The organism is Solirhodobacter olei (assembly GCF_004010155.1).
In the GTDB taxonomy this organism is placed as follows: domain Bacteria; phylum Pseudomonadota; class Alphaproteobacteria; order Rhodobacterales; family Rhodobacteraceae; genus Solirhodobacter; species Solirhodobacter olei.
Map to the genome: position 1 here is coordinate 23,975 of NZ_RRYH01000033.1, position 21,641 is coordinate 45,615.

General features: G+C 70.8%; 20 protein-coding genes. 3 read left to right on the top strand and 17 right to left on the bottom strand.

Features of this window, described 5'->3' with window-relative positions; translation table 11 throughout:
• Positions 1 to 68: 68 nt before the first annotated feature.
• The 4 genes from EIP85_RS19065 to EIP85_RS19080 form a co-directional block, all read right to left on the bottom strand.
• Positions 69 to 482 carry a GFA family protein gene (locus EIP85_RS19065; RefSeq protein ID WP_127903807.1) on the bottom strand — a complete coding sequence of 138 codons (414 nt, stop codon included), beginning with the start codon at positions 480 to 482 and terminating at the stop codon, positions 69 to 71.
• 141 nt (positions 483 to 623) lie between these two features.
• Entirely contained in the window at positions 624 to 968 is a 345-nt protein-coding gene (locus EIP85_RS19070) for an antibiotic biosynthesis monooxygenase family protein (protein WP_127903808.1), read from the bottom strand.
• A 133-nt stretch (positions 969 to 1,101) separates the two neighbouring features.
• A complete protein-coding gene (locus EIP85_RS19075; RefSeq protein ID WP_127903809.1) occupies positions 1,102 to 1,416 on the bottom strand; it encodes an NIPSNAP family protein in 315 nt (104 codons plus the stop codon).
• Positions 1,417 to 1,489: 73 nt separating this feature from the next.
• Positions 1,490 to 1,822, bottom strand: coding sequence for an SMR family transporter (locus EIP85_RS19080; protein ID WP_127903810.1), 333 nt, complete (start codon positions 1,820 to 1,822; stop codon positions 1,490 to 1,492).
• A gap of 148 nt (positions 1,823 to 1,970) precedes the next feature.
• On the opposite strand from EIP85_RS19080, the gene EIP85_RS19085 reads away from it, so the two are divergent.
• Both EIP85_RS19085 and iolG read left to right on the top strand, forming a co-directional pair.
• A complete protein-coding gene (locus EIP85_RS19085) occupies positions 1,971 to 2,801 on the top strand; it encodes a putative nucleotide-diphospho-sugar transferase (protein ID WP_127903811.1) in 831 nt (276 codons plus the stop codon).
• A 101-nt stretch (positions 2,802 to 2,902) separates the two neighbouring features.
• The gene (gene iolG, locus EIP85_RS19090; protein WP_127903812.1) at positions 2,903 to 3,907 is read left to right on the top strand and encodes an inositol 2-dehydrogenase; all 1,005 of its coding nucleotides are present in this window, start codon (positions 2,903 to 2,905) and stop codon (positions 3,905 to 3,907) included.
• Positions 3,908 to 3,910: 3 nt separating this feature from the next.
• Here iolG and hypE read toward each other — a convergent pair whose 3' ends face one another.
• From hypE to EIP85_RS19130, 8 genes are all read right to left on the bottom strand, one after another.
• A complete protein-coding gene (hypE, locus tag EIP85_RS19095) occupies positions 3,911 to 4,933 on the bottom strand; it encodes a hydrogenase expression/formation protein HypE (protein WP_127903813.1) in 1,023 nt (340 codons plus the stop codon).
• A 68-nt stretch (positions 4,934 to 5,001) separates the two neighbouring features.
• Entirely contained in the window at positions 5,002 to 6,138 is a 1,137-nt protein-coding gene (gene hypD / locus EIP85_RS19100; RefSeq protein WP_127903814.1) for a hydrogenase formation protein HypD, read from the bottom strand.
• Positions 6,135 to 6,443 carry a HypC/HybG/HupF family hydrogenase formation chaperone gene (gene hypC / locus EIP85_RS19105; protein WP_127903815.1) on the bottom strand — a complete coding sequence of 103 codons (309 nt, stop codon included), beginning with the start codon at positions 6,441 to 6,443 and terminating at the stop codon, positions 6,135 to 6,137. The genes hypD and hypC overlap by 4 nt, the downstream gene beginning before the upstream one ends.
• A gap of 1 nt (position 6,444) precedes the next feature.
• The gene (hypB, locus tag EIP85_RS19110; RefSeq protein WP_127903816.1) at positions 6,445 to 7,308 is read right to left on the bottom strand and encodes a hydrogenase nickel incorporation protein HypB; all 864 of its coding nucleotides are present in this window, start codon (positions 7,306 to 7,308) and stop codon (positions 6,445 to 6,447) included.
• Positions 7,308 to 7,649 (bottom strand): hydrogenase maturation nickel metallochaperone HypA, encoded by a 342-nt coding sequence (gene hypA, locus EIP85_RS19115; RefSeq protein WP_127903817.1) that lies wholly within the window; start codon positions 7,647 to 7,649, stop codon positions 7,308 to 7,310. The genes hypB and hypA overlap by 1 nt, the downstream gene beginning before the upstream one ends.
• A gap of 116 nt (positions 7,650 to 7,765) precedes the next feature.
• On the bottom strand, positions 7,766 to 10,015 hold the full coding sequence (hypF, locus tag EIP85_RS19120; protein WP_127903818.1) for a carbamoyltransferase HypF: 2,250 nt from the start codon (positions 10,013 to 10,015) through the stop codon (positions 7,766 to 7,768).
• 113 nt (positions 10,016 to 10,128) lie between these two features.
• On the bottom strand, positions 10,129 to 10,524 hold the full coding sequence (gene cueR / locus EIP85_RS19125; protein WP_127903819.1) for a Cu(I)-responsive transcriptional regulator: 396 nt from the start codon (positions 10,522 to 10,524) through the stop codon (positions 10,129 to 10,131).
• The gene (locus EIP85_RS19130; RefSeq protein ID WP_127903820.1) at positions 10,521 to 12,962 is read right to left on the bottom strand and encodes a heavy metal translocating P-type ATPase; all 2,442 of its coding nucleotides are present in this window, start codon (positions 12,960 to 12,962) and stop codon (positions 10,521 to 10,523) included. The genes cueR and EIP85_RS19130 overlap by 4 nt, the downstream gene beginning before the upstream one ends.
• 156 nt (positions 12,963 to 13,118) lie before the next feature.
• On the opposite strand from EIP85_RS19130, the gene argE reads away from it, so the two are divergent.
• Entirely contained in the window at positions 13,119 to 14,273 is a 1,155-nt protein-coding gene (argE, locus tag EIP85_RS19135; protein WP_127903821.1) for an acetylornithine deacetylase, read from the top strand.
• A gap of 352 nt (positions 14,274 to 14,625) precedes the next feature.
• Here argE and EIP85_RS19140 read toward each other — a convergent pair whose 3' ends face one another.
• The 5 genes from EIP85_RS19140 to EIP85_RS19160 all read right to left on the bottom strand — a co-directional run bounded on the left by EIP85_RS19140 (position 14,626) and on the right by EIP85_RS19160 (position 21,198).
• Entirely contained in the window at positions 14,626 to 16,959 is a 2,334-nt protein-coding gene (locus EIP85_RS19140) for an aldehyde dehydrogenase family protein (protein ID WP_127903822.1), read from the bottom strand.
• A gap of 3 nt (positions 16,960 to 16,962) precedes the next feature.
• Positions 16,963 to 17,949, bottom strand: coding sequence for a deoxyribose-phosphate aldolase (gene deoC, locus EIP85_RS19145; RefSeq protein WP_127903828.1), 987 nt, complete (start codon positions 17,947 to 17,949; stop codon positions 16,963 to 16,965).
• A gap of 143 nt (positions 17,950 to 18,092) precedes the next feature.
• Positions 18,093 to 19,403 carry a sodium:proton antiporter NhaD gene (nhaD, locus tag EIP85_RS19150; protein ID WP_127903823.1) on the bottom strand — a complete coding sequence of 437 codons (1,311 nt, stop codon included), beginning with the start codon at positions 19,401 to 19,403 and terminating at the stop codon, positions 18,093 to 18,095.
• A gap of 110 nt (positions 19,404 to 19,513) precedes the next feature.
• The gene (locus EIP85_RS19155; RefSeq protein WP_206615590.1) at positions 19,514 to 20,749 is read right to left on the bottom strand and encodes an ROK family transcriptional regulator; all 1,236 of its coding nucleotides are present in this window, start codon (positions 20,747 to 20,749) and stop codon (positions 19,514 to 19,516) included.
• Positions 20,749 to 21,198, bottom strand: a complete 450-nt coding sequence (locus tag EIP85_RS19160) for an RbsD/FucU family protein (protein WP_127903825.1) — start codon at positions 21,196 to 21,198, stop codon at positions 20,749 to 20,751. The genes EIP85_RS19155 and EIP85_RS19160 overlap by 1 nt, the downstream gene beginning before the upstream one ends.
• Between the last annotated feature and the right edge of the window lie 443 nt (positions 21,199 to 21,641).

Genomic DNA, 21,641 nt, shown 5'->3' on the forward strand with positions numbered 1-21,641 from the left:
GGGACCGGAAGACGGACTGCTTCCGGTGGATTGCTGGGCGTATAGGCCCAAGCCGGGGCGGGGTCAAGTCAGCCGGGGGCGGGGCGGCTGCCACCTGGGAAATGTCTCAGTGCACAGTCGACCGCGACCCAGCCATGCATCGAGTGCTCGAAGATCGAGAGGGCCGGCGGGGGATAGTCGGCCGCCATGAGGGCCCCCGCGGCAACGCCGACGAGGCCGGGCAGCGCATCGGCCGTCCAGCAGACCGTGGAGCCGCAGTGCGGGCAGAAGCGGTTGTGCACGCGTCCGCCGCTGTCGCCGGCGCGGACGTATTCCCCCGCTTCCCCTGAGACGGTCACGGCCCCGGCGGGATAGAAGACGCCGACCCCGAAGGGCGCGCCGGTGCGGCGCTGGCAGGCGCGGCAGTGGCAGGCGACGGTGAACTCTGGCGGGGCGTCCAGCGAGAGCGTTAGGGCGCCGCAGCTGCATTGGGCATTGGCCATGAGGCGGACTCCTGGATTGGCGCGCGGGCAGCCGGACGGCGGGCGCCGCGCAAGGGCTGCCGGGATCGGGGGGGAGGGGACGACTTCGGGGCCGTGGCCCGCTGAGGTCGCTTTCCGGTCTAGACGCGGGCCGCGTCCCGGTCAACCGTGGGCGGCGCGGCTGTCCTCGGGGGCTTCGGCGCGGTCGGTCAGGCCGTAGTCGCGCAGGACATGGGCGACGCGAAGGCGGTAGCCCGCGAAGGTGCCGGAGCGGCCTGCCGCCTGCGCCGCGCGGTGATGGGTGCGGGCGCGCCAGTCGGCCACCGCGGCCTCGTCGCGCCAGAAGGAGAGCGACAGCAGTTTCTTCGGATCGGTGAGGGACTGGAAGCGCTCGACCGAGAGGAAGCCGTCGATCTCTTCAAGCTCGGGTTTCAGGCGGGCGGCGATGTCGAGATAGGCCTCCATCCGGCCCTCGGCGGGGGTGACTTCGAAGATGACGGCGATCATGGCGGATGGGCCTTTCGGGCTGGTGTGGACGGCGGGACAGGGATGGGGGCGGCCTGCTCCCTCTGCGCGCCGGGGGCACGCATTCGCCCCCGGGGATATTTGAAGATGGGAAATCGGGGGAAGGGAAGGGGGATCAGCCTTCCGGGCGGTCGACGCGGCGCAGGAAGGTGCGGTCCTCGCGCAGGATGAAGCGCTCGCGGGCGGCAAAGGCGTAGTTCTCCTGCCCCGCCGGGTCGGCGGCGAGACGGGCGCGGTAGGCCTCGTAAGCCGCGAGGCTCTCGATGTCGTAGATGCCGTAGGCCAGCGTCGCGGAGCCCTCCGCCGGGGCGAAATAGCCGGTGAGGCTGGCGCCGCAGCGCGGGATCGCCTCGCCCCAGATGCGGGCGTAGCGGGCGAATTCGGCGTGTTTGTAGGGGTCTATCCGGTAGCGGATGATGCAGGTGAGCATGGTGGCCTCCGTTGGGGTGCGGGGCCGGGATAGCAGGCGGCGGGCGCCGGATGTTACGGCCGGGGCCGAAACGTCAGTGGCTGACGGTGCCGGAGAAGAGGTTGATCACCAGCACGCCGGCCACGATCAGCCCTAGGCCGATCAGCGCCGGGGCGTCGAGCCGCTGGCGGTAGAAGATCCAGGCGACCGCGGTGATGAAGACGATGCCGAGCCCCGACCAGACGGCGTAGACGATGCCCGTCGGGATCGCTTTCAGCGCGATCGAGAGCAGCCAGAAGGCGATGATGTAGCCGACGCCGGCCAGCAGGCTCGGGGCAAGGCGGGTCAGCGCCGCGCTGCGCGCCAGCGCGGTGGTGGCGATGACCTCGGCGATGATCGCCGCGGTGAGGATGAGGTGGATGCGCATGGGGCGGGACTCCGGCTGGCGGTTCCTCCCTGCCACGCGGGGCGGGCGGACGCAATCGGGCGCGCACGGCGGCGCTGGACGGATCGAAGGGCGGGCCTAGAATGCGGTGGGGGCCTTGCGAGCGGGCCGGAACGCGCGGGGGGCGCTTATGCGGGACGGGGTGATCTATGTGGCGCGCGGGGCGGATTACCTCGACCTCGCCATCCGGTCGGCGATGTCGCTGAGGGCGCGGGCCCCGGGGGTGGGTGTTGCGCTTTTCACCGACCAGGCGGCGGTGGCGCCGGGGCTTTTCGACGCGGTCCTGCCGATCCCGGAGGGCGGACCGACACCGAAGCTCGCCAGCCTGCCCGAAAGCCCGTTCGAGCGCACGCTGTACCTCGACTGCGACACGCTGGTGCTGGCACCCTTCGACGATCTCTTCGACGTGCTGGACCGGTTCGAGCTGGCGGTAGCGCATGACGTGCGCCGGACCTCGGCGCTGATCCGGGAGGGGCATGCGGTCGATCCGCCCTATGCCTTTCCGCAGATGAACTGCGGGGTGATGCTCTACCGCAGCTCGCCCGCGGTGGCGGCCTTCCTCGCCGACTGGCAGCGGCGGTACCGCGCGGCGGGCGTGGGGCGGGACCAGGTGAGCTTCCGCGACCTGCTCTGGCAGAGCGATATCCGCTTCTACGTGCTGCCGCCGGAGTTCAACCTGCGCCGGGTGACGATGATGGACGCCTGGGAGCCGCTGGACGCGCGGCCGACGATCCTGCATTCGCACCGCCTGCTGCAGCATCTGCGCGGCGCGGAGGCGCGGCTGGACGATCTGCCGGCGATCATGGCGGCGGAGCGGCAGGCGCGTCTGGAGGAATGGCGCGCGGTGGGGATCGAGGCGCCGGGGGCGGAGCCCGCCGCCCCCTTCCATGCCGCCGAGGCCGCCGCCGGCCGCGATGCGGAGCGCGAGCGCGCCCGGGGCGAGCTGCGCGATCGGGCCTGACGTGCGTTCGGGCGGTGGAATTTTCCAATTGAGTGCGGCATATATTGGAATATTAATTCCGCAGCGAGTCGGGCCGGGCCCGGCAGATCATCGAGGAAGACATGACAGTCAGGTTCGGACTTCTTGGGGCGGGGCGGATCGGCAAGGTCCATGCAAAGGCGATCACGGGCGATCCGGCGGCCAGCCTTGTCGCGGTGGCGGATGCGATGCCGGCGGCGTCGGGTGCCATCGCCGAGCAATACGGCTGCGCCATTCGCACGATCGAGGAGATCGAGGCGGCCTCCGACATCGACGCGGTGGTGATCTGCACGCCGACCGACACCCATGCCGAGCTGATCGAGCGTTTCGCGCGGGCCGGCAAGGCGATCTTCTGCGAGAAGCCGATCGACCTCTCGCTCGACCGCGTCAAGGCCTGCCTGAAGGTGGTGCGGGACACGAAGGCCACGCTGATGGTCGGCTTCAACCGCCGGTTCGACCCGCATTTCGCGGCCGTCCGCGCCGAGATCGACAAGGGCGCGATCGGCACGGTCGAGATGGTCACCATCATCTCGCGCGACCCCGGGGCGCCGCCGCTGGACTATATCGCCCGATCCGGCGGCATCTTCCGCGACATGACGATCCATGACTTCGACATGGCGCGGTTCCTGCTGGGCGAGGAGGTGGCGGAAGTTTCCGCCATGGCCTCGGTGCTGGTGGATCCCGCGATCGGCAAGGCAGGGGATTACGACTCGGTCCAGGTGATGCTGAAGACCGCCAGCGGCAAGCAGGCGATGATCTCCAACTCGCGCCGGGCGACCTATGGCTACGATCAGCGGATCGAGGTGCATGGATCGAACGGGCTGGTGGCGGCGGAGAACCAGCGGCCCGTCTCGATCGAGATCGCCTCTTCGCTGGGCTACACCCGCCCGCCGCTGCACGATTTCTTCATGACGCGCTACACCGAGGCCTATGCGGCCGAGATCGCGGCCTTCGTCGCGGCCGTCTCCGGCAAGGGCAAGGCCGCGCCCTCTGGCGAGGACGGGCTGGCGGCGCTGGCACTGGCCGAGGCGGCGGTGCGCTCCGTGGCCGAGGGGCGGGTGGTGAAGCTTTCGGAGGTCGCGGGCTGAGGCCTAGCAGATCCGCGGCAGCTGCTCGCCCACGAGCATGTCGACGATGCGGCTGCCGCCGAAAAGCGTGGTCATGGTGACGCGGCCGGGATGGGCCGACACCGCCCGGCCGATGATGACCGCGCCGCGCCCGGCCTCGGTGCCGCGCATGGCGGCGAGCGCGGCTTCGGCCTGATCTTCCGGCACGAAGGCCACCAGCGTGCCCTCGTTGGCGAGGTAGAGCGGGTCGAGGCCGAGTATCTCGCAGAGGCCGCGTACCTCCTCGGCCATCGGCAGGGCGTTCTCTTCGATCTCCACCCCGACGCCGGCCGCCTCCGCCATCTCGTTCAGGGCGGCGGCGAGGCCGCCCCGCGTGGCGTCGCGCGCGGCGCTTGTGCCGGGGGCGGCGCGGATCACCGCCTCCATCAGCCCGGCGAGGGACCGGCAGTCGGAGATGAGATCGGTCGAGAGCGCCAGGTCCCCGCGCGCGGCGAGGATCGCGGCGCCGTGGTCGCCCAGCCTGCCGCTGACGATCGCCACGTCGCCCGGCCGGATCCGCGCCGCGCCGAGGTCGCGGCCCGGCGGGATCACCCCGATGCCGGCGGTGGTGACGAAAAGCCCGTCCGCCGCGCCGCGGCCGACGACCTTGGTATCCCCGGTGACGATCCGCGCGCCCGCCGCCGCTGCCTCGCGCGCCATGGTCCCGGCCACGCGGGCGAGCAGCGCGATCTCGCAGCCCTCCTCGATGATGAAGGCGGCGGAGAGCCAGAGCGGCCGCGCGCCCCCCACGGCGAGGTCGTTCAGCGTGCCGCAGACCGCGAGCTTGCCGATGTCTCCGCCGGGAAACTCCAGAGGGGTGACCACGAAACTGTCGGTGGTGAAGGCGAGCCGCGCGCCGGGCTCGGCCAAGGCGGCATCCATCAGGCGCGCCTGATCCTCCATACCCGGCGGCTCGAAGACGCGGGCGAAGACCTCCTCCACCAGGTCGCGCATCGCCTTGCCGCCGCCGCCATGGGCCAGGGTCACATGAGTATCGCGCAGCGCCATGATGCCTTACTTTTTCTGTCCCTAAATATCCCGGGGGGAGGCCGCAGGCCGGGGGGCAGCGCCCCCCATCACTCCGCCGCCGCCCGGGCGCCGCCGTATTGCCAATAGGCCGCGCAGGCCCCTTCGGAAGACACCATCAGCGCCCCCAGCGGCCGCTCCGGCGTACACCCTCGCCCGAACTGTGGGCAGGCCGTGGGCTTGATCTTCCCCGTCATCACCGCCCCGCAGGCGCAGCCCTCCGGTTCCGCCACCTGCCGCGGCCCGGCGCCGTAGCCCACGCCGAATTTCGCCTCCGCGTCGAAGGCGCGGTAGGGTGCGCGGATCCTGAGGCCAGAGGCGTCGATCTCGCCCAGCCCGCGCCATTCGAAGCTGGGCCGGCGCTCGTAGACATCGGCGATGGCGGCGAGGCTGACCTGGTTGCCGTGCTCGGGCACGACGCGGGCGTACTGGTTTTCCACCTCCGCCCGGCCCTCGGCGATCTGGCTGAGGACCATCAGCACGGATTGCAGCAGGTCCAGCGGCTCGAAGCCCGCGACGACGATCGGCTTGCCATAGTCCCGGGCGATGAAATCGTAGGGATGGGTGCCGATGACCATGGAGACATGGCCCGGTCCGATGAAGCCGTCGAGCCGCATGTCGGGGTCGTCAAGCAGCGCCCGGATCGGTTCCGGCACGGTGATGTGGTTACAGAAGACGGAGAAATTCCCCAGCCCCTCGCGTGCCGCCTGCTGGATGGAGAGGGCGGTGGAGGGCGTCGTGGTCTCGAAGCCGAGGCCGAAGAAGACCACCTCGCGCCCCGGCGTGCGGCGGGCAATTTCCAGCGCGTCGAGGGGGGAGTAAACCATGCGGATATCGGCGCCGCTGGCCTTGGCCTGCAGCAGGGAGCCCTGCGTTCCGGGCACCCGCATCGCGTCGCCGAAGGTGGTGAAGATCACCTCCGGCCGGGCCGCGATCTGAAGCGCTTCGTCGACGCGCGACATCGGCAGGACGCAGACGGGGCAGCCGGGGCCGTGGATGAACTCCACCCCCTCATGCACCAGCTTGTCGAGCCCGTAGCGGAAGATCGCGTGGGTGTGGCCGCCGCAGATCTCCATGATGTGGAGGGGTTTTTCACGGGTGGCGCCGATGCCCTCCGCCGTGCGCGCGATGGCGGCGAGGACGGCTTTGGCGGCGACCGGATCGCGGAATTCGCTGGCGTATTTCATCGCGTGGGCCCCGGGGCGGTGCCCTCCGTCAGCGCCGCGCGGCCGGCTTCCATTTCCTCCAGCGCGGCCTGGGCCTCGCCCATCTCGCGGAGCGCGCGGAGGGTTGCCTCGGCCTCCTCCGCGTCGATCCGGCTCATGGCGAAGCCGACATGGATCAGCGTCCAGCAGCCGACGAGGTCCTCCAGCGGCCCCTCGGCGATGCAGGTGACGTTGACCTCGCGCCGGACGCCGGAGACGTCGGCAAGGGCGAGCTGGCGGGCCTCGTCGGTGATGGCGAGGATCTGACCGGGGATGCCGAGGCACATCTCAGCCTGCCTTCGCACTGGTCTGGGCCAGCGTCTTGGCAGCGTGGCGGGCACGGAGCCAGGCGATCCACGCTCCCATCCCCTCGCCGGTGCGGGCGGAGAGGCGCAGGATCTCGATCGCCGGATTGACCCGTTTCAGGTTCGCCTCGTAGGCCGCGAGGTCGGCGTCGCAATGCGGGGCGAGGTCGGTCTTGTTGAGGATGGCGAGCGAGGCGGCGGTGAACATGTCGGGGTATTTCAGCGGCTTGTCCTCGCCTTCGGTGACCGAGAGGATGGCCACCTTGGCATCCTCGCCGAGGTCGAAGGCGGCGGGGCAGACGAGGTTGCCGACATTCTCGATGAAAAGGAGGCTGCCGGGTTTCAGCGCCAGCCGGTCCATCGCATTGCCGACCATATGCGCGTCGAGGTGGCAGCCCTTGCCGGTGTTGATCTGCACCGCGGGCGCGCCCGTGGCGCGGATGCGGTCGGCGTCGTTCTCGGTCTGCTGGTCGCCCTCGATCACGGCGAGGGGGGTGGCGGAGAGCGCCTCGATCGTCTTGACCAGCAGCGTCGTCTTGCCCGAGCCGGGGGAGGAGACGAGGTTGACGGCATAGGCGCCGAGCGCCGCCAGCACCCGGCGGTTGCCGAGCGCGAGGGCGTCGTTCCGGGCGAGGATGTCGGTCTCGACCTCGATCAGCCGGGATTGCGAGAGCCCGGGGACGGAGGTGCCGGCCGGGCCGGTGCCGAAATGCAGGTGGCCGTGGGAGTGGTCATGGCTATGGCCGCGAGGGTGGTGGTGATGACCGTGGGCATGGTCATGGTCGTGATGGTGGCCGTGGTCCTCGCCCGCCAGTTTTCCCTCTCCGCATCCGCAGACCGTACACATCAGGCCACCTCCATGTCCTTCACCCGCATCTCGCTTCCCGCCACCGGCACCAGCCGCCCGCCGCCGCAGAGGGGGCAGGGATCCAGGCGATCCTCGATCTCGACCTCGCGGTTGCAGTCGTGGCAGAGGGCGCGGCCGGGCAGGTCGATCATTTCCAGCCTTGCGCCCTCGGCGGGGCTGCCCCGCATGGCGATGTCGAAGCAGAAGGCGAGGGCAGATTTCTCCACCCCGGCGAAACGGCCGATCTCCAGGCGCAGGCTGCGGACGGCGGTGAAGCCGTGCTGGCGGGCCTGATTCTCGACGATCTGCCGGATCCCTTCTGCCAGCGACATTTCATGCATCTTCGATCCCGGATTCCATGACGTGGATCAAGTGGGCTGCGGGCCGGGTGGGGCCTGCCCCGGGAGCGATGATAGGCGCGCGGCGGGGTTCGGGCCAGTGCGCTTTGCGCGGCGGGTCAGGCGGGCGAGAGGCGCGCGGCGGCGACCAGCGCCTGGCCAAGCGCGAGGCCGCCGTCGTTCGGGGGCGTGCGGTGGGGCAGGAGGACCGTCAGCCCCGCCAGTTCCTCCCGGCAGAGCGCCAGCAGGGTCGCGTTCTGGAAACAGCCGCCAGAGAGGGCGACGGCCCCGGCCTGCCCCTCCTCGACCAGCGCGCGGGCGGGGGCGCAGACGGCGCGGGCGAGGCCGGCGTGGAAGGCGGCGGCGATCTCTGCCGCCGGGCGGCCGGTGGCGCGGTCGGCCAGCAGGGCGCGGAACATCGGGGCCGGGTCGATGCGTGGGCCGTTCTGGGCGAAGGGATAGGGGGCGGCGCGGGTCTGCCCCGCCAGCGCCTCCAGCGCCATGGCGGCCTCGCCCTCGAAGCTCTGCGCGCCGGGGGCGAGGCCGAGGGCCGCGGCGACGGCATCGAAGAGCCGCCCGGCGGAGGAAGAGAGGGGCGCGTTCACCCCGGCCGCGATCGCCTGGCGGAGGAGCGCGCGGGGCCGTTCCGGCAGCAGTGTGTCGGCTTCGGCGGCAAGGTCCGCCGCGTCGAGCCGGGCGAGGAGGTTGCGCCAGGGCTCCCGGTTCGCGGCATCGCCGCCGGGCAGGGGGGCCGGGGCGAGATGGGCGATGCGCCCGGCACTGGCGTAGGACCCCAGCAGCAGCTCGCCGCCCCAGATCGTGCCGTCCGTACCGAGGCCGAGGCCGTCGAGGATCACGCCTGCGACCGGCGGCGCCGAGCGGGGCCAGCCGGCATCGGCGAGCGTGGCCGCGAGATGGGCGTGGTGGTGCTGGACCTCGATCAGCGGCAGGCCCTCGGCCGCCGCCCGCGCCTTTGCATGGGCCGTGGCGCGGTAGCCGGGGTGCAGGTCGCAGGCCAGCGCCTCGGGTGCGTGGTCGAAGAGGGCGGCGTAGTCGGCCTCGGCCTGCAGGAAGGCGTCCCACGCCTCGGGCGCGTCGAGGTCGCCGAGGTGGTGGGAGAGGAGCGCGCGGCCGGATTTGACGAGGCAGAGCGCGCCCTTCATCTGGCCGCCGAGGGACAGCACCCGGGGGGCGGCCTCGAAGCCCTCGGGCAGGGCCAGCGCTTCCGGCGCGCGGCCACGGGCGCGGCGCAGGATCAGCGGGCCGGAGGGCAGGAGCCGCTCGACGCCGTCGTCGAGGCGGCGGAGAACGTCGCGGTCGTGCATCAGGAAGGCGTCGGCGATGGGGACGAGGCGGGCGCGGGCCTCGTCATTCGCGAAGGCCTGCGGCTCGCCTGAGCGGTTGCCGGAGGTCATCACCAGCGGCCCGGCAAAGGCGTCGAGCAGGAGGTGGTGGAGCGGCGTCGCGGGCAGCATCCAGCCGAGCGTGGGCTGGCCCGGGGCGACGGCCTCGGCCAACGGCGCTCCGGCGCGGGGGAGAAGCAGGATCGGTGCGGCGGGGGCGGCGAGACGGGCGGCCTCTGCCTCTGTCAGCCGGGCGTGGGCGCGGATCATCGCCAGCGTGCCCATGAGGGCGAAGGGCTTGGCGGGCCTGTGCTTGCGCGCGCGGAGGCGGGCGACCGCCCCGGCGTTGCGCGCGTCGCAGGCGAGGTGAAAGCCGCCGAGGCCCTTTATCGCCAGGATCTCGCCGGCGTGCAGCCGGGTGGCGGCCTCGGGGATGGGATCGGCGGGGACCTCCTGGCCCGCGACCTCCAGCCAGAGCTGCGGGCCGCAGGCGGGGCAGGCGATGGGCTGGGCGTGGAAGCGGCGGTCGGCCGGATCCTCGTATTCGGCGCGGCAGGCGGGGCACATGGGAAAGACCGCCATCGCCGTCTGCGCGCGGTCGTAGGGCAGGGCCTTCAGGATCGAGAAGCGCGGGCCGCAGCGGGTGCAGTTGGTGAAGGCATAGCCGAAGCGGCGGGCGGCCGGGTCGCGGATCTCGGCCAAGCAGTCCGGGCAGGTCGCGGCATCCGGTGCGACGCCGGTCTCGGCCCCCGCGCCGCGCGAGGCGGTGATGTGGAAACCGTCCGTGGCGGCGACGGTCGCGGGCGTGCTTTCGATTTGCTCGACGCGGGCGAGGGGGGGCGCCTCGGTCGAGAGCGCGGCCTCGAAAGGGTCGAGCGCGCGGCCGGTTGCGAGGATCAGCACGCCCTCGGCGTCGTTGAAGACCTCTCCCGCGATCCCCATCCGCTGCGCGAGCTGCCAGACGAAGGGGCGGAAGCCCACGCCCTGCACCTGCCCGCGCACCCGGATGCGTCGTCCCGCCGGCATGGGTTTCCCTCGTGCCCCCTCACTTTCCGTCCGGAAATATCCCGGGGGCCGCCATTGGTTGCGCCATTGGTTCTAGAAATCAATGGCGACGGCAGAGCCCCGGTCCGACGGTATCAACTGGTCGCTTCCCCCGCCAGATCGGCGAGGATCGGGCAATCCGGCCGGTCGTCCCCCGCGCAGCAGGAGACGAGGTTGGCAAGCGTCGCCCGCATCCCCTCCAGTTCCGCGATCTTCGCGTCGATTGCGGAAAGGTGCTGTCGGGCGATGCGCTTGACGTCCGCCGAGGCGCGGGCGCGGTCTTCCCAGAGCGCCAGAAGCGTCCGGCATTCCTCGATCGAAAAGCCGAGGGAGCGGGCGCGGCCGAGGAAGGCGAGCTTGTGGAGATCGGCCTCTGCGAAGGCGCGGTAGCCGTTTCCGGATCGCGCGGGGCGGATCAGGCCGATCTCCTCGTAATAGCGGATCGTCTTGGGCGGCAGGCCCGAGCGGCGGGCGACTTCGGCGATGTTCATGTCCGTCTCCCGTAGCGGCGCAGGCGCAGGGCGTTCGAGACTACGATCACCGAGGAGGCGGCCATCGCCCCGGCGGCGAGCATGGGTGACAGGAGTGGGCCGCCGAAGGGATAGAGCACCCCCGCCGCGACCGGGATCAGCACCACGTTGTAGCCGAAGGCCCAGCCCAGGTTCTGGCGGATGTTGCGCATCGTCGCGCGTGAAAGCTCAAGCGCCGAGGCCACCCCCTGCGGGTCGCCCGACATCAGCACGAGGTCGGCCGTCTCGATGGCAACATCCGTGCCGGTGCCGATGGCCAGCCCGACATCCGCCGCGGCAAGCGCGGGGGCGTCGTTGATGCCGTCACCGACGAAGGCGGTGGGGCCGTGGGCCGCGCGCAGTTCCTCGATGGCGGCGAGCTTGCCCTCGGGCAGCACCTCGGCCACGACATGGTCGATGCCGAGGGTGGCGGCGACGCGCTCTGCCGTGGCCCGGCTGTCGCCGGTGATCAGCGCGGTCTTCACCCCGGCCTTGTGCAGCGCGGCGATGGCGCTTGCGGCGCTGTCCTTCGGCGGGTCGGTCACGGCGAGCACGGCGGCGATCTTGCCGTCGATGGCGGCGAGCACCGTGGTCTTGCCCTCCGCGGCGAGGGTCTTCGCGCGTTCGGCCAGGGGAGTGGTGTTGATCCCCTCGGCCTCCATCAGCCGGGAGGTGCCGATGGCCAGGCGTCGGCCCTCGACCGTCGCCAGCAGCCCGAGGCCGGGGCGGGCGGCGGCGTCGGAGGCCTCGGGCAGGGCCAGGCCGCGGCCTTCGGTCTCTGCCAGGATGGCGCGCGCGATCGGGTGTTCGGAGCGCGCCTCGGCCGCGGCGACGAGGGTGAGGGTTTCGTTCAGGTTCGCCCCGGGGGCCGTGGTGAACTCGACCAGCGTCGGGTGGCCGAGGGTCAGCGTGCCGGTCTTGTCGAAGGCGATCACGCGGGCGGCCTCCAGCCGCTGCAGGGCGTCGCCCTTGCGGAACAGAAGGCCCAGCTCCGCCCCCCGGCCGGTGCCGACCATGATGGAGGTCGGCGTGGCGAGGCCCATGGCGCAGGGGCAGGCGATGATCAGGACCGAGACACCGGCGACCAGCGCATGGCCAAGGACCGGCGCGGGGCCGAAGACCAGCCAGGCCAGCACCGTCAGCAGGGCCACGGCCATGACGGCGGGCACGAACCAGAGCGTTATCCGGTCGACCAGCGCCTGGATCGGCAGCTTGGCGCCCTGCGCGTCCGAGACCATGCGGATGATGCGCGCCAGCGTCGCGTCGTCGCCGGTGCGGGTGACGCGCAGCGCCAGCGCGCCCTGTCCGTTGACAGTCCCGCCGATCGCCTCATCGCCCGGGCCGGCCTCTACCGGCTGGGGCTCGCCCGTCAGCATGGAGCGGTCGATGTAGGACGTCCCCTCGACCACCGCGCCATCGGCGGCGATGCGTTCGCCGGGGCGGACCTCGATCACGTCGCCGGCGCGGAGTTCCTCGACCGGAAGGTCGATGACGGTGCCGCCCCGGCGGGTATGAGCCACGGCGGGGGCGAGGGACAGGAGATGGGCGATGGCCTCGCCGGCGCGGCCCTTGGCGCGGGCCTCGAGCATGCGGCCGAGCAGGATCAGCGTGCAGATCGTGGCGGCCGCCTCGAAATACACATGGACCGAGCCGGGGGGCAGCAGGCCGGGTGCGAAGGTCGCGACCGTCGAATAAGCCCAGGCGGCGGAGGCGCCGAGGGCGACGAGCGAATTCATGTCGGGCGCCGCGCGCAGGAGCGTTGGGACGCCGTGGGTCAGGAACTGCCGCCCGGGGAAGGCGAGGACGGCGGTCGTCAGCAGGAACTGGATGATCCAGCTGGTCCGCTCTCCGATCGTGGCGGCGATGAAGGCGTGGGCGCCGGGGATCATGTGTTCCGACATGACGACGAGGAACACCGGCAGAGTCAGCACGAGCGACCAGATGAACGAGGCCCTCAGCCGCTTCGCCTCGGCGTCGTGGCGGGCGGCGGGGGCGGTCGCGGTCTTGTGGACGGGCGTCGCCTCGTAGCCCGCCTTCTTCACCACGGCGGCCAGTTCCGAGGGCGTGACGGAACCGGCGAGGTGGTGGACGAGGGCATCGCCCGTGGCGAGGTTGACCTCTGCCCCGGTGACGCCGGGCCAGGCCTTCAGCGCGCGCTCGATCCGGCCGACGCAGGAGGCGCAGGTCATCCCCTCGACATTCAGCCGGGTGTCGGTATTGCCGATGTCGTAGCCCGCCTTCTTGACCGCCGCGGCCAGAGCCGCCGGATCGGCCCCGGAGGAGAAATCGGCGCGCAGGGTCTTCATGGCGAGGTTGACGGAGGCCTCGGTGACACCGGGCACCGCCTTGGCGGCGCGTTCGACGCGGCCGGCGCAGGAGGCGCAGGTCATGCCTTCGACTTCGAGCGTGGTGGTGGTCATGGCGGTCCTTCCCGGGCCCGTCTGGTGGTGCCCGAGTGTGAGATAAGGTTTCCAGTTACGGGAAGGTCAAGGGGGGGAGTACGAGATTGCGCCCGGGCGGGGTTTCCTCTGCCGCGGATTTGGAGTTCCTTGGGCGCAAATTCCGGAGGCTTCTTCATGGACACCCGCAGTATCCTCGACCGGCTCATCGGCTTTCCCACGGTAAGCAGCGAACCCAACATGGCGCTGATGGAATGGGTGCGGGATCTCCTTGGTCAGGCGGGGATCGAGGCGGTGCTGATCCCCGACGAGAGCGGGAAGAAGGCCAATCTTTACGCGACCATAGGGCCGAAGGACGTGCCGGGCGTCATGCTTTCCGGCCATACCGACGTGGTGCCGGTCGAGGGCCAGGACTGGAGCCGGGACCCGTTCCGGATGGTGGAGGCGGAGGGGCGCTATTACGGGCGGGGCACGACGGACATGAAGGGGTTCGTGGCCTGCGCGATCTCGGCCGGGCTGGCGGCGGCGAAGCGGGATCTGAAGGTGCCTTTGCACCTCGCCTTCAGCCATGACGAGGAGGTGGGGTGCCTCGGCGTGCGCTCGCTGATCGGGATGCTGGAGGGGGCGCCGGTGCGGCCCGCGATGTGCATCGTGGGGGAGCCGACGGCGATGCAGGTGGCGACCGGCCACAAGGGGAAGGTGGCGCTTCGGGCGACCTGCATCGGGCGCGAGGGGCATTCGGCGCTGGCGCCGCTGGCGCTGAACGCGCTGCACCTTGGGGCGGAGTTCATCGGCGCGGTCAGGGACCTGCAGGCCGAGGTGGCGGAAACGGGCCTGAAGGACGGCGATTACGACGTGGCCTACACCACCATCCACGTCGGCAAGATGCAGGGCGGCGTGCAGGTTAATATCGTTCCGAACCAATGCGTTATCGATTTCGAGATCCGCAGTCTGGCAGAGGACGACCCGGCCGCCCTGATCGCGCGGCTGGAGGCGGCGGCGGAGGGGATCGTGGCGCCGCTGAGGGACGCGTTCCCGGAAGCCGCGATCCGGATCGAGCGGCTCTGGGATTACCCGGGGCTCGGCACGCCCTCGGACGCGCGGGTGGTGAATTTCGTCAAGGGGCTGACCGGCGCGAACGGGACGATCAAGGTCGCCTTCGGGACGGAAGGGGGCCTTTTCACCAAGGCGCTGGGGATCCCGACGGTGATCTGCGGGCCGGGGTCGATGGCGCAGGGGCACAAGCCGGACGAGTTCGTCAGCCTCGAGCAGATGGCGCGCTGCGAGGCGATGCTGGCCCGGCTGGTGGACCGGCTGGAGGCCGGGATCTGAGGTCACGGGCGGGGACCGATTTGGCACCGCTTTCGCACCGTAAAAGCACCGTATTTCGGCGCGGCCGGGCAAGGCTGCGTTAACCGGGGTGCGGCTGCGGGCGAGAGGAGGGCCAGAGGCCGTCCGCGGGTGGGGCCCGGCGGCGGCGCGGGTCTGTCCGTTTATGGTTTAAAGACCCCCTTCGACTTGCCGGGGTGGTGAGGCCCAAGAAGCGCCCGCCGTTGGGGGCGGACGGGCGCTGGCCCGGCGGTGCTGCGCACCGCCGTTTCGGGCCGAAAGGAGTGGGTGGTTGGGCATCGCCCGGTGGTGCGCAATGAATGCGCACCCCACGGGGCCGGGCGGGTCCTGGGACCTATTCCCCGTAAGGTACCCAGACGGTCTTCACCTCGGTTGCCTGGCGCAGGAACTCGCGGCCCTCGCCCGACGGGCCGGTCCAGTCCCGCGCGCCGCCGATCCAGGTGCGCTTGAGGTTCGCGGCGCTCTCGGTCTCGATCAGCTTCGCCAGATCCGCCCCGGCGAAGGACCAGACCGCATCGACGTCGAGATGCCCGGCCAGCGTCTTCGCCAGCTCCGCCGGATCGCCGGTGACGATGTTGACCACGCCCGCGGGCACATCCGAGGTGTCGAGGACCTGATAGAGGTCCGTCGCCGCCAGCGGATAGGCCTGCGAGGGCACCAGCACCACCGCGTTGCCCATCGCGATCGCCGGGCCCATCAGCGAGACGAGGCCGAGAAGTGGCGCCTCGTCGGGGCAGAGGGCGCCGATCACGCCGACCGGCTCGTTCATCGCCAGCGCGACGCCGCGCAGCGGCACCGACTTGGCCGCGCCGTCGAACTTGTCGGCCCAGGCGGCATAGGTGAAGAGGCGGCGGATCGCGGCCTCCACCTCCGCCTTGCCGGGCTTGCCGGTCATGGCCTGAAGGCGGGCGGCGAATTCCTCGGCCCGGGCGGAGAGGTTCTCGGCGATGTAATAGATCACCTGCGCGCGGTTGTGGGCCGGGGCTTTGGCCCAGCCGGAGGCCTTGTGTGCGGCCTCCACCGCGTTGCGGATGTCCTTGCGGTTGCCGATCCCGGCATGGCCGAGAAGCCTGCCCCTGGCCGACCAGACGGCGCGTGAATAGCCGCCGTCGGGCCGGGCCTGCTTGCCGCCGATGTAGAGCTTCGCGGTGCGGTCGAGGCCCGTGGCCTCGGGGTTAGCGGGCTCGGCTACGGGCGCGATCGCCACCGCGGGCTTCGCCTTGCCGGCGGGTTTCAGATAGGCCAGCAGGCCCTCCCATCCGCCCTCGCGGCCGAACCCGCTTTCGCGGATGCCGCCGAAGCCGGCGGCGGCGTCGAACATGTTGGTGCCGTTCACCCAGACCACGCCCGCCTTCACCTTCGGCGCCATGTCGAGCGCGAGGTTCACGTTCTCGGTCCAGACCGAGGCGGCGAGGCCGTAGCGGGTGTTGTTGGCGAGCTCCACCGCCTCGGCCGGCGTGCGGAAGGTGGTGGAGACGAGGACAGGGCCGAAGATCTCCTCCTGCATCAGGCGCGCGGCGGGGGAGAGGCCGGTTATCAGCGTCGGCGGGTAGAAGCAGCCCGAGGGGACGGGCGTGGCGGCGCGGTAGGTCTCGCCTTCCGTATTGGCGTCGACCATGCGGGTGATGGTCTCGAGCTGGACGGGATCGACCACGGCGCCGATGTCGATGCATTTGTCGAGCGGGTCGCCCATGCGCAGCCCGTCCATCCGGCGCTTCAGCTTCTCGTGGAAGCGGGGGGCGACGCCCTCCTGAACCAGAAGGCGGGAGCCGGCGCAGCAGACCTGGCCCTGGTTGAACCAGATCGCGTCGACCAGGCCCTCGACGGCCGAGTCCAGATCGGCATCGTCGAAGACGATGTAGGGGGACTTGCCGCCAAGCTCGAGCGTCAGGGCGATGCCGCGGCCGGCGGTGTCCTGACGGATGCGGCGGCCGACCTCGGTCGAGCCGGTGAAGGCGATCTTGTCGACATCTGCGCCCACGAGGGCGGCGCCGGTGCGGCCGTCGCCGGTGACGATGTTCAGCACGCCCTTCGGCAGGCCGGCTTCGCGCGAGATCTCGGCGAAGAGGAGGGCGGTGAGGGAGGTGTATTCCGCAGGCTTCAGCACCACCGTGTTGCCGGCGGCAAGCGCGGGGGCCACCTTCCAGGCGAGCATGAGGAGGGGGAAGTTCCACGGGATGATCTGGCCGCAGACGCCCTGCGGTTCCATGCCGGGCTGTTCGGCCTCCAGCAGCTGGGCGAGGCCGGCGTGATAGTAGAAATGGCGCGCGACGAGGGGGATGTCGATGTCGCGGCTTTCGCGGATCGGCTTGCCGTTGTCGAGCGTTTCCAGCGTGGCGAAGAGGCGGGAATGCTTCTGGACCAGCCGCGCCAGGGCGTAGAGGTATTTGGCGCGCTCGTGCCCGGCGAGCTTCGCCCATTTCGGCTGGGCGCGGCGGGCGGCGGCGACGGCGGCGGCGATGTCCCCGCCGGTCGACTGGGTGACCTGGGCCAGCTCCTCGCCCGTGGCGGGGTTCTTCGTGGCGAAGGTCTCGCCCGGCGCGGCGAAGGCGCCGTTGATGAAGGGGCCGAAGCGGCGGTCGTGCTTGTCCAGCCAGGCCATGGCCTCGGCTGCGGATTCGGGGGCGGGACCGTAGGACATGGCGTCGAAGATTTCTCGGGTGGTCATGGCTCAGCCCATCGCATGGCGGTTGGCGGCGGAATAGCGGCCGGTGACGTGATGCTCCAGCTGGCGCTCGATATCGCCCAGAAGCGAGGAGGCGCCGAAGCGGAAGAGGTCCGGCTGAAGCCAGGGGTGTCCCAGCTCGTCCTTCATCAGGGCAAGGTAGGTCAGCGCGTCCTTGGCCTTGGAGATGCCGCCGGCGGGTTTGTAGCCGACCTTGAAGCCGGTCGCCGCCTCGTAGTCGCGGATCGCGCGGATCATCGTCAGCGAGACCGGGAGCGTGGCGTTGACGGATTCCTTGCCGGTGGAGGTCTTGATGAAATCCGCCCCGCCCATCATGCAGACGAGGGAGGCGCGGGCGACGTTCCTCAGCGTGCCGAGCTCTCCCGTGGCGAGGATCGTCTTCATATGCGCCTCGCCGCAGGCCTCGCGCATGGCGCGGGTCTCGTCGTAGAGGGCCTGCCAGTTCTGGGTCAGCACGTGCCGGCGGGAGATGACGATGTCGATCTCTCGCGCGCCGGCGCGGACGCTTTCGCCGATCTCGGCGATCCGGGTCTTCAGGGGCGAGAGGCCGGCGGGAAAGCCGGTGGAGACGGCGGCGACGGGGATATTCGTGCCTTCGAGGGCTGCGACCGCGGTGGGCACCATCTCGTGGTAGACGCAGATGGCTGCGGTGGTCAGGCCCTCCATCCCGAGCGCCTCCAGCAGGTCGGCGCGGACCGGCTGGCGCGCCTTGGCGCAGAGGCGCTTCACCCGGCCCTCGGTATCGTCGCCGGAGAGCGTGGTGAGGTCGATCAGGCTGATCGCCTTGCAGAGCCAGGCGGCCTGATAGGCCTTTTTCACCGAGCGCCGGCCGGGCAGCGTGGCCGCGCGGCGCTCGATCGCCGAGGTGTTGGCCTGGACCGAGGCGACCCAGTCGAGATCGAGCCCGGTGCCGGGGTTCCGGGCATGGGCGAGTTGCGGTAGCTGATGCGCCGCGGTCTTCGCCGGGCTCAGGCTGTCGGTCTGCAAGGGCTCCTCCCGTCGCAGGGCTGGCGCGACCCTCGCATGGCGGATGGGAGCGCGCAAGGCGTTTTGACCGTTTGGTCAGGAATTGCCGGAGGGCGCGGGGGAGGGGGCTGGCGCCCCCGCCTGCGGCCTCAGACCGGCTTGAGGAACAGGGGCGCGTTGACCAGCATGTGGACGGCGATCGCCGCGGCATAGCCGAGCGCGATGGCCCAGGCCCATTTCATGTGGCTCATGAAGGTATAGGTGCCGCGCGCCTGGCCCATCAGCGCCACCCCGGCGGCCGAGCCGATGGAGAGGATCGAGCCGCCGGTGCCGGCGGTCAGCGTGATCATCAGCCACTGGCCATGCGACATGGCCGGGTCCATCGTGAGCACCGCGAACATCAGCGGGATGTTGTCGACGATGGAGGACAGCACGCCGATGATCGTGTTGGCGGCCGTCGGGCCGAGGCCGGCGTAGAGCACCTGCGAGCTGAGCGCGAGATAGCCCAGCACGCCGAGCCCGCCGACCGCAAAGATGATGCCGAAGAAGAACAAGAGCGTGTCCCATTCGACCCGCGCGACCTGGGCGAAGCTGTCGAGGACCATGTCGGCGTCGTCGCGCCGCTTGCCGCGGATCTGCAGGTAGTAGGACCAGATCTGCAGGTAACCAAGGCCGGTCATCATGCCGACGGCCGGGGGGAGGGAGAGGAAGTTCTTGTAGCAGACCGCCGTCACGATGGTCGCGGCGAAGAGCAGGATCACGCCCTGCGCCCCGGGTTTCAGGCGCACGCGTTCCGCCGCCGGTTCCGGCCGGGTCTTCGGCAGGGCGAAGGACATGATCAGCGCCGGCACCAGCCAGTTCACCAGCGAGGGCAGGAAGAGGTCGAAGAACTGGGTGAAGTCGAGCTTACCCTTCTGCCAGACCATCAGCGTGGTGATGTCGCCGAAGGGTGAGAAGGCGCCACCTGCATTGGCCGCGACGACGATGGAGATGCAGCCGATCGTCACGAAGCGGGTGGAGCGCCGGCCCACCGTCACCACCACCGCGCCCATGATCAGCGCCGTGGTCAGGTTGTCGAGCATGGAGGAGAGGAAGAAGGCGAGGATCCCGGTCAGCCAGAAAAGCTGGCGGTAGCTGAGGCCGAGGGCCACCAGCTTGGCGCGCAGCACGTCGAAGACGCGGCGCTCCTCCAGCGTGTTGACGTAGGTGATCGCGACGAGGAGGAAGAGGAACAGCTCGCCGTATTCCTCGATCACGCCGGTCGCCTCGGCATGGAGGTCCGCCTGGTGGCCGGCCATGGCATAGGCGACCCCGATCAGCCCCCAGATCAGCCCCGCCGCCATCAGCACCGGCTTCGACTTCCGCATCTGGGTGCTTTCCTCGAAGATCACGAGGATATAGGCGCCCACGAAGATCACCAGTGACAGCAGGCCTGCCCAGTGGCCGGTCAGATCGAGCATGTAGTCCCTCCCCTTGGTCGTGCCTTCGCTTACACCACGGGGGCGGGAAGTCACAGGCCCTTTGGCCGGCCTGGCGCTGTCGGCGTGCGGGGGCGCGGGGGGAGGTGGGCTCAGCCCTCCTTCAGGAAGGCGTTCTGGTCGACAAGGTAGCGCTGCGAGAGCGGGATCGAGGCGGCGCCGAGCGAGCGGGCCTGGGCGCCGACGCTGCCCTCGCGGATCGGGGGCGGCTCGATCCCCGCGACATCGAGCCGGGCAAGCGCCCTGCGGGTGCGCTCGACCAGCCTTGCGCGCACCTCGGGCGGCATCCAGCCGTCGATCAGCGCGGCCTCGACATCGACGACGCTCGCGGCAGCCAGCGTGGCGTGGGCGAGGCCGGCGGCGACCTCGGTCAGCCAGCGGTCGAGGATCGCCTCGGGCATGGTCCAGTCGGGCGGCGTGTCCCAGAGCGCGTCCGAGGAGAGGCCGGCCTCGGACAGGTAGGTTTCGAGCGAGGCCATGGAGGCGACCGAGATCAGCTGGCGCATCGCCCCGTCCGGCCCGGGCACCGGCATGGAGCCGAGCGCGCCGGCGTTGCCGGTCCGCCCGGTGAACAGCTGGCCGTTCAGCACCAGCCCGCCGCCGATGAAATAGGCGATGAAGAAGTAGAGGAAATCCTTCGGCCGCTCGCCGGTACCGAAGACAAGCTCCGCCCCGCAGGCGGCGGTGGCGTCGTTGCGGACATAGACCGGCACGGGAGAGAAGGCGGCGATCTCGGCCTGGATGTCGCGGTTGCGCCAGTCGTCCATCTCGGCCTGGGGCGCGCCGAGGTATTGGGCCCAGTTCCAGAGCTGGAACGGCATGGCGATGCCGAGCCCGCCGACGCGGGCGCGCAGCGGCGGCGGCAGCGCCGCGATCATCTCCGGCAGGGCGCGGGCGACGAAATCCACCACCGCGTCATGGGTCGGGTAGCGGTAGGTCTGGCGGCGCTGGGCGGTGATGCGGCCGAGGAAGTCGGTCAGCACCAGGTCGACGCTGCGCCGGCCGATCTTCAGCCCGAAGAAGAAGGCGCCCTCGGGATTGAGCGACATCGGCACCGAGGGCTGGCCGATGCGGCCGCGCACCGGCTCGCCCCGGATCAGGAGGCCGTCGGCCTCCAGCGCGCGCATGATGACCGAGACGGTCTGCGCGGAAAGCCCGGTGATGCGGGCGATGTCGGATTTGGCAAGCGCGCCCTGGCGGCGGAGGATAGAGAGCACCAGCCGCTCGTTATGCGCGCGGATGCCGGCCTGGTTGGAGCCGCGCAGGCCGCCCTCGGCGGGGCGCTCGGAGGCCGATGGGGAAAGGGGCGTGGGCTCTGTCGCCGGCATCATGCGCTTTCGGGTTCGCCGGGCGGCAGGATCACGCCCTTGCGGAGGATGACATTGGCGAACAGGGCCGGTTCGCTGGTCGCGACGACTGTATGCGCGGCGCGGATGCGGGGGTAAAGGGCCTCGCCGGAGAGCGGCGTGACGGCGAAGCCCGGGGCGCGGGCGGCGCAGCAGCGGTCGATCTCGGCATGAATGGGGGCGGCGCGGGCGGGGTCGCCCTGGTCCGAGGCGCGGAAGATCGCCCGGTCCACGGCGCGGTCGAGCGGCAGTACCTGAAGCACCGCCTCCAGCACCGGCAGCAGCCGGTGGCCGTCGGCGCGGATCAGGCGGCGGGCGTGTTCCTGCGCGGGATAGTTGCCATCCACGATCGCGATCTCGTCGCCGTGGCCCATGGCGCGCAGCGTATAGAGCAGGTCGGGGCCGAGCAGCGCAGGCAATCCGATCAGCATGCTGGTGTTCCCCTGCCTCCCGCGGGGGCGCCGGGGCAGAGGGCGGCCCCCGCCGCGCGCTGCGCGGGGCAGCGGTACGGCCTGGGCGGTTTCGCCATCTCCTCCCGGCGCGGGTTGCGTCCCGCCCCGCCTGGCCCCGCGACGCCGGGACCCTGTGGGAAGACTGTGCGGGATTGGGCGGACTGTCAATAATAAATCAGAGTGATTTATTTAGATTGACGGGTTTGACCGAATCGGCTTACCTGCCAGTATCGCGGGAGGGGAATGCGTTCTGCCCGCGACCAAAATGCCGGGGACCCGAGGGTGGCCCGGCCTGACCTTGGGAGGACTATCGTGACGAAATTCACCACCAGCGCGCTGATGGGCGCGACGGCGATCGCGCTTATGTCGGCCGCGCCTGCGATGGCGGCGCCCGTGAAGGCCTGCCTGATCACCAAGACCGA

Coding starts and splice junctions, on each gene's coding strand:
- EIP85_RS19065 (WP_127903807.1), bottom strand. CDS start 482: ATGGCCAATGCCCAATGCAGCTGCGGCGCCCTAACGCTCTCGCTGGAC.
- EIP85_RS19070 (WP_127903808.1), bottom strand. CDS start 968: ATGATCGCCGTCATCTTCGAAGTCACCCCCGCCGAGGGCCGGATGGAG.
- EIP85_RS19075 (WP_127903809.1), bottom strand. CDS start 1,416: ATGCTCACCTGCATCATCCGCTACCGGATAGACCCCTACAAACACGCC.
- EIP85_RS19080 (WP_127903810.1), bottom strand. CDS start 1,822: ATGCGCATCCACCTCATCCTCACCGCGGCGATCATCGCCGAGGTCATC.
- EIP85_RS19085 (WP_127903811.1), top strand. CDS start 1,971: ATGCGGGACGGGGTGATCTATGTGGCGCGCGGGGCGGATTACCTCGAC.
- iolG (WP_127903812.1), top strand. CDS start 2,903: ATGACAGTCAGGTTCGGACTTCTTGGGGCGGGGCGGATCGGCAAGGTC.
- hypE (WP_127903813.1), bottom strand. CDS start 4,933: ATGGCGCTGCGCGATACTCATGTGACCCTGGCCCATGGCGGCGGCGGC.
- hypD (WP_127903814.1), bottom strand. CDS start 6,138: ATGAAATACGCCAGCGAATTCCGCGATCCGGTCGCCGCCAAAGCCGTC.
- hypC (WP_127903815.1), bottom strand. CDS start 6,443: ATGTGCCTCGGCATCCCCGGTCAGATCCTCGCCATCACCGACGAGGCC.
- hypB (WP_127903816.1), bottom strand. CDS start 7,308: ATGTGTACGGTCTGCGGATGCGGAGAGGGAAAACTGGCGGGCGAGGAC.
- hypA (WP_127903817.1), bottom strand. CDS start 7,649: ATGCATGAAATGTCGCTGGCAGAAGGGATCCGGCAGATCGTCGAGAAT.
- hypF (WP_127903818.1), bottom strand. CDS start 10,015: ATGCCGGCGGGACGACGCATCCGGGTGCGCGGGCAGGTGCAGGGCGTG.
- cueR (WP_127903819.1), bottom strand. CDS start 10,524: ATGAACATCGCCGAAGTCGCCCGCCGCTCGGGCCTGCCGCCCAAGACG.
- EIP85_RS19130 (WP_127903820.1), bottom strand. CDS start 12,962: ATGACCACCACCACGCTCGAAGTCGAAGGCATGACCTGCGCCTCCTGC.
- argE (WP_127903821.1), top strand. CDS start 13,119: ATGGACACCCGCAGTATCCTCGACCGGCTCATCGGCTTTCCCACGGTA.
- EIP85_RS19140 (WP_127903822.1), bottom strand. CDS start 16,959: ATGACCACCCGAGAAATCTTCGACGCCATGTCCTACGGTCCCGCCCCC.
- nhaD (WP_127903823.1), bottom strand. CDS start 19,403: ATGCTCGATCTGACCGGCCACTGGGCAGGCCTGCTGTCACTGGTGATC.
- EIP85_RS19155 (WP_206615590.1), bottom strand. CDS start 20,749: ATGCCGGCGACAGAGCCCACGCCCCTTTCCCCATCGGCCTCCGAGCGC.
- EIP85_RS19160 (WP_127903825.1), bottom strand. CDS start 21,198: ATGCTGATCGGATTGCCTGCGCTGCTCGGCCCCGACCTGCTCTATACG.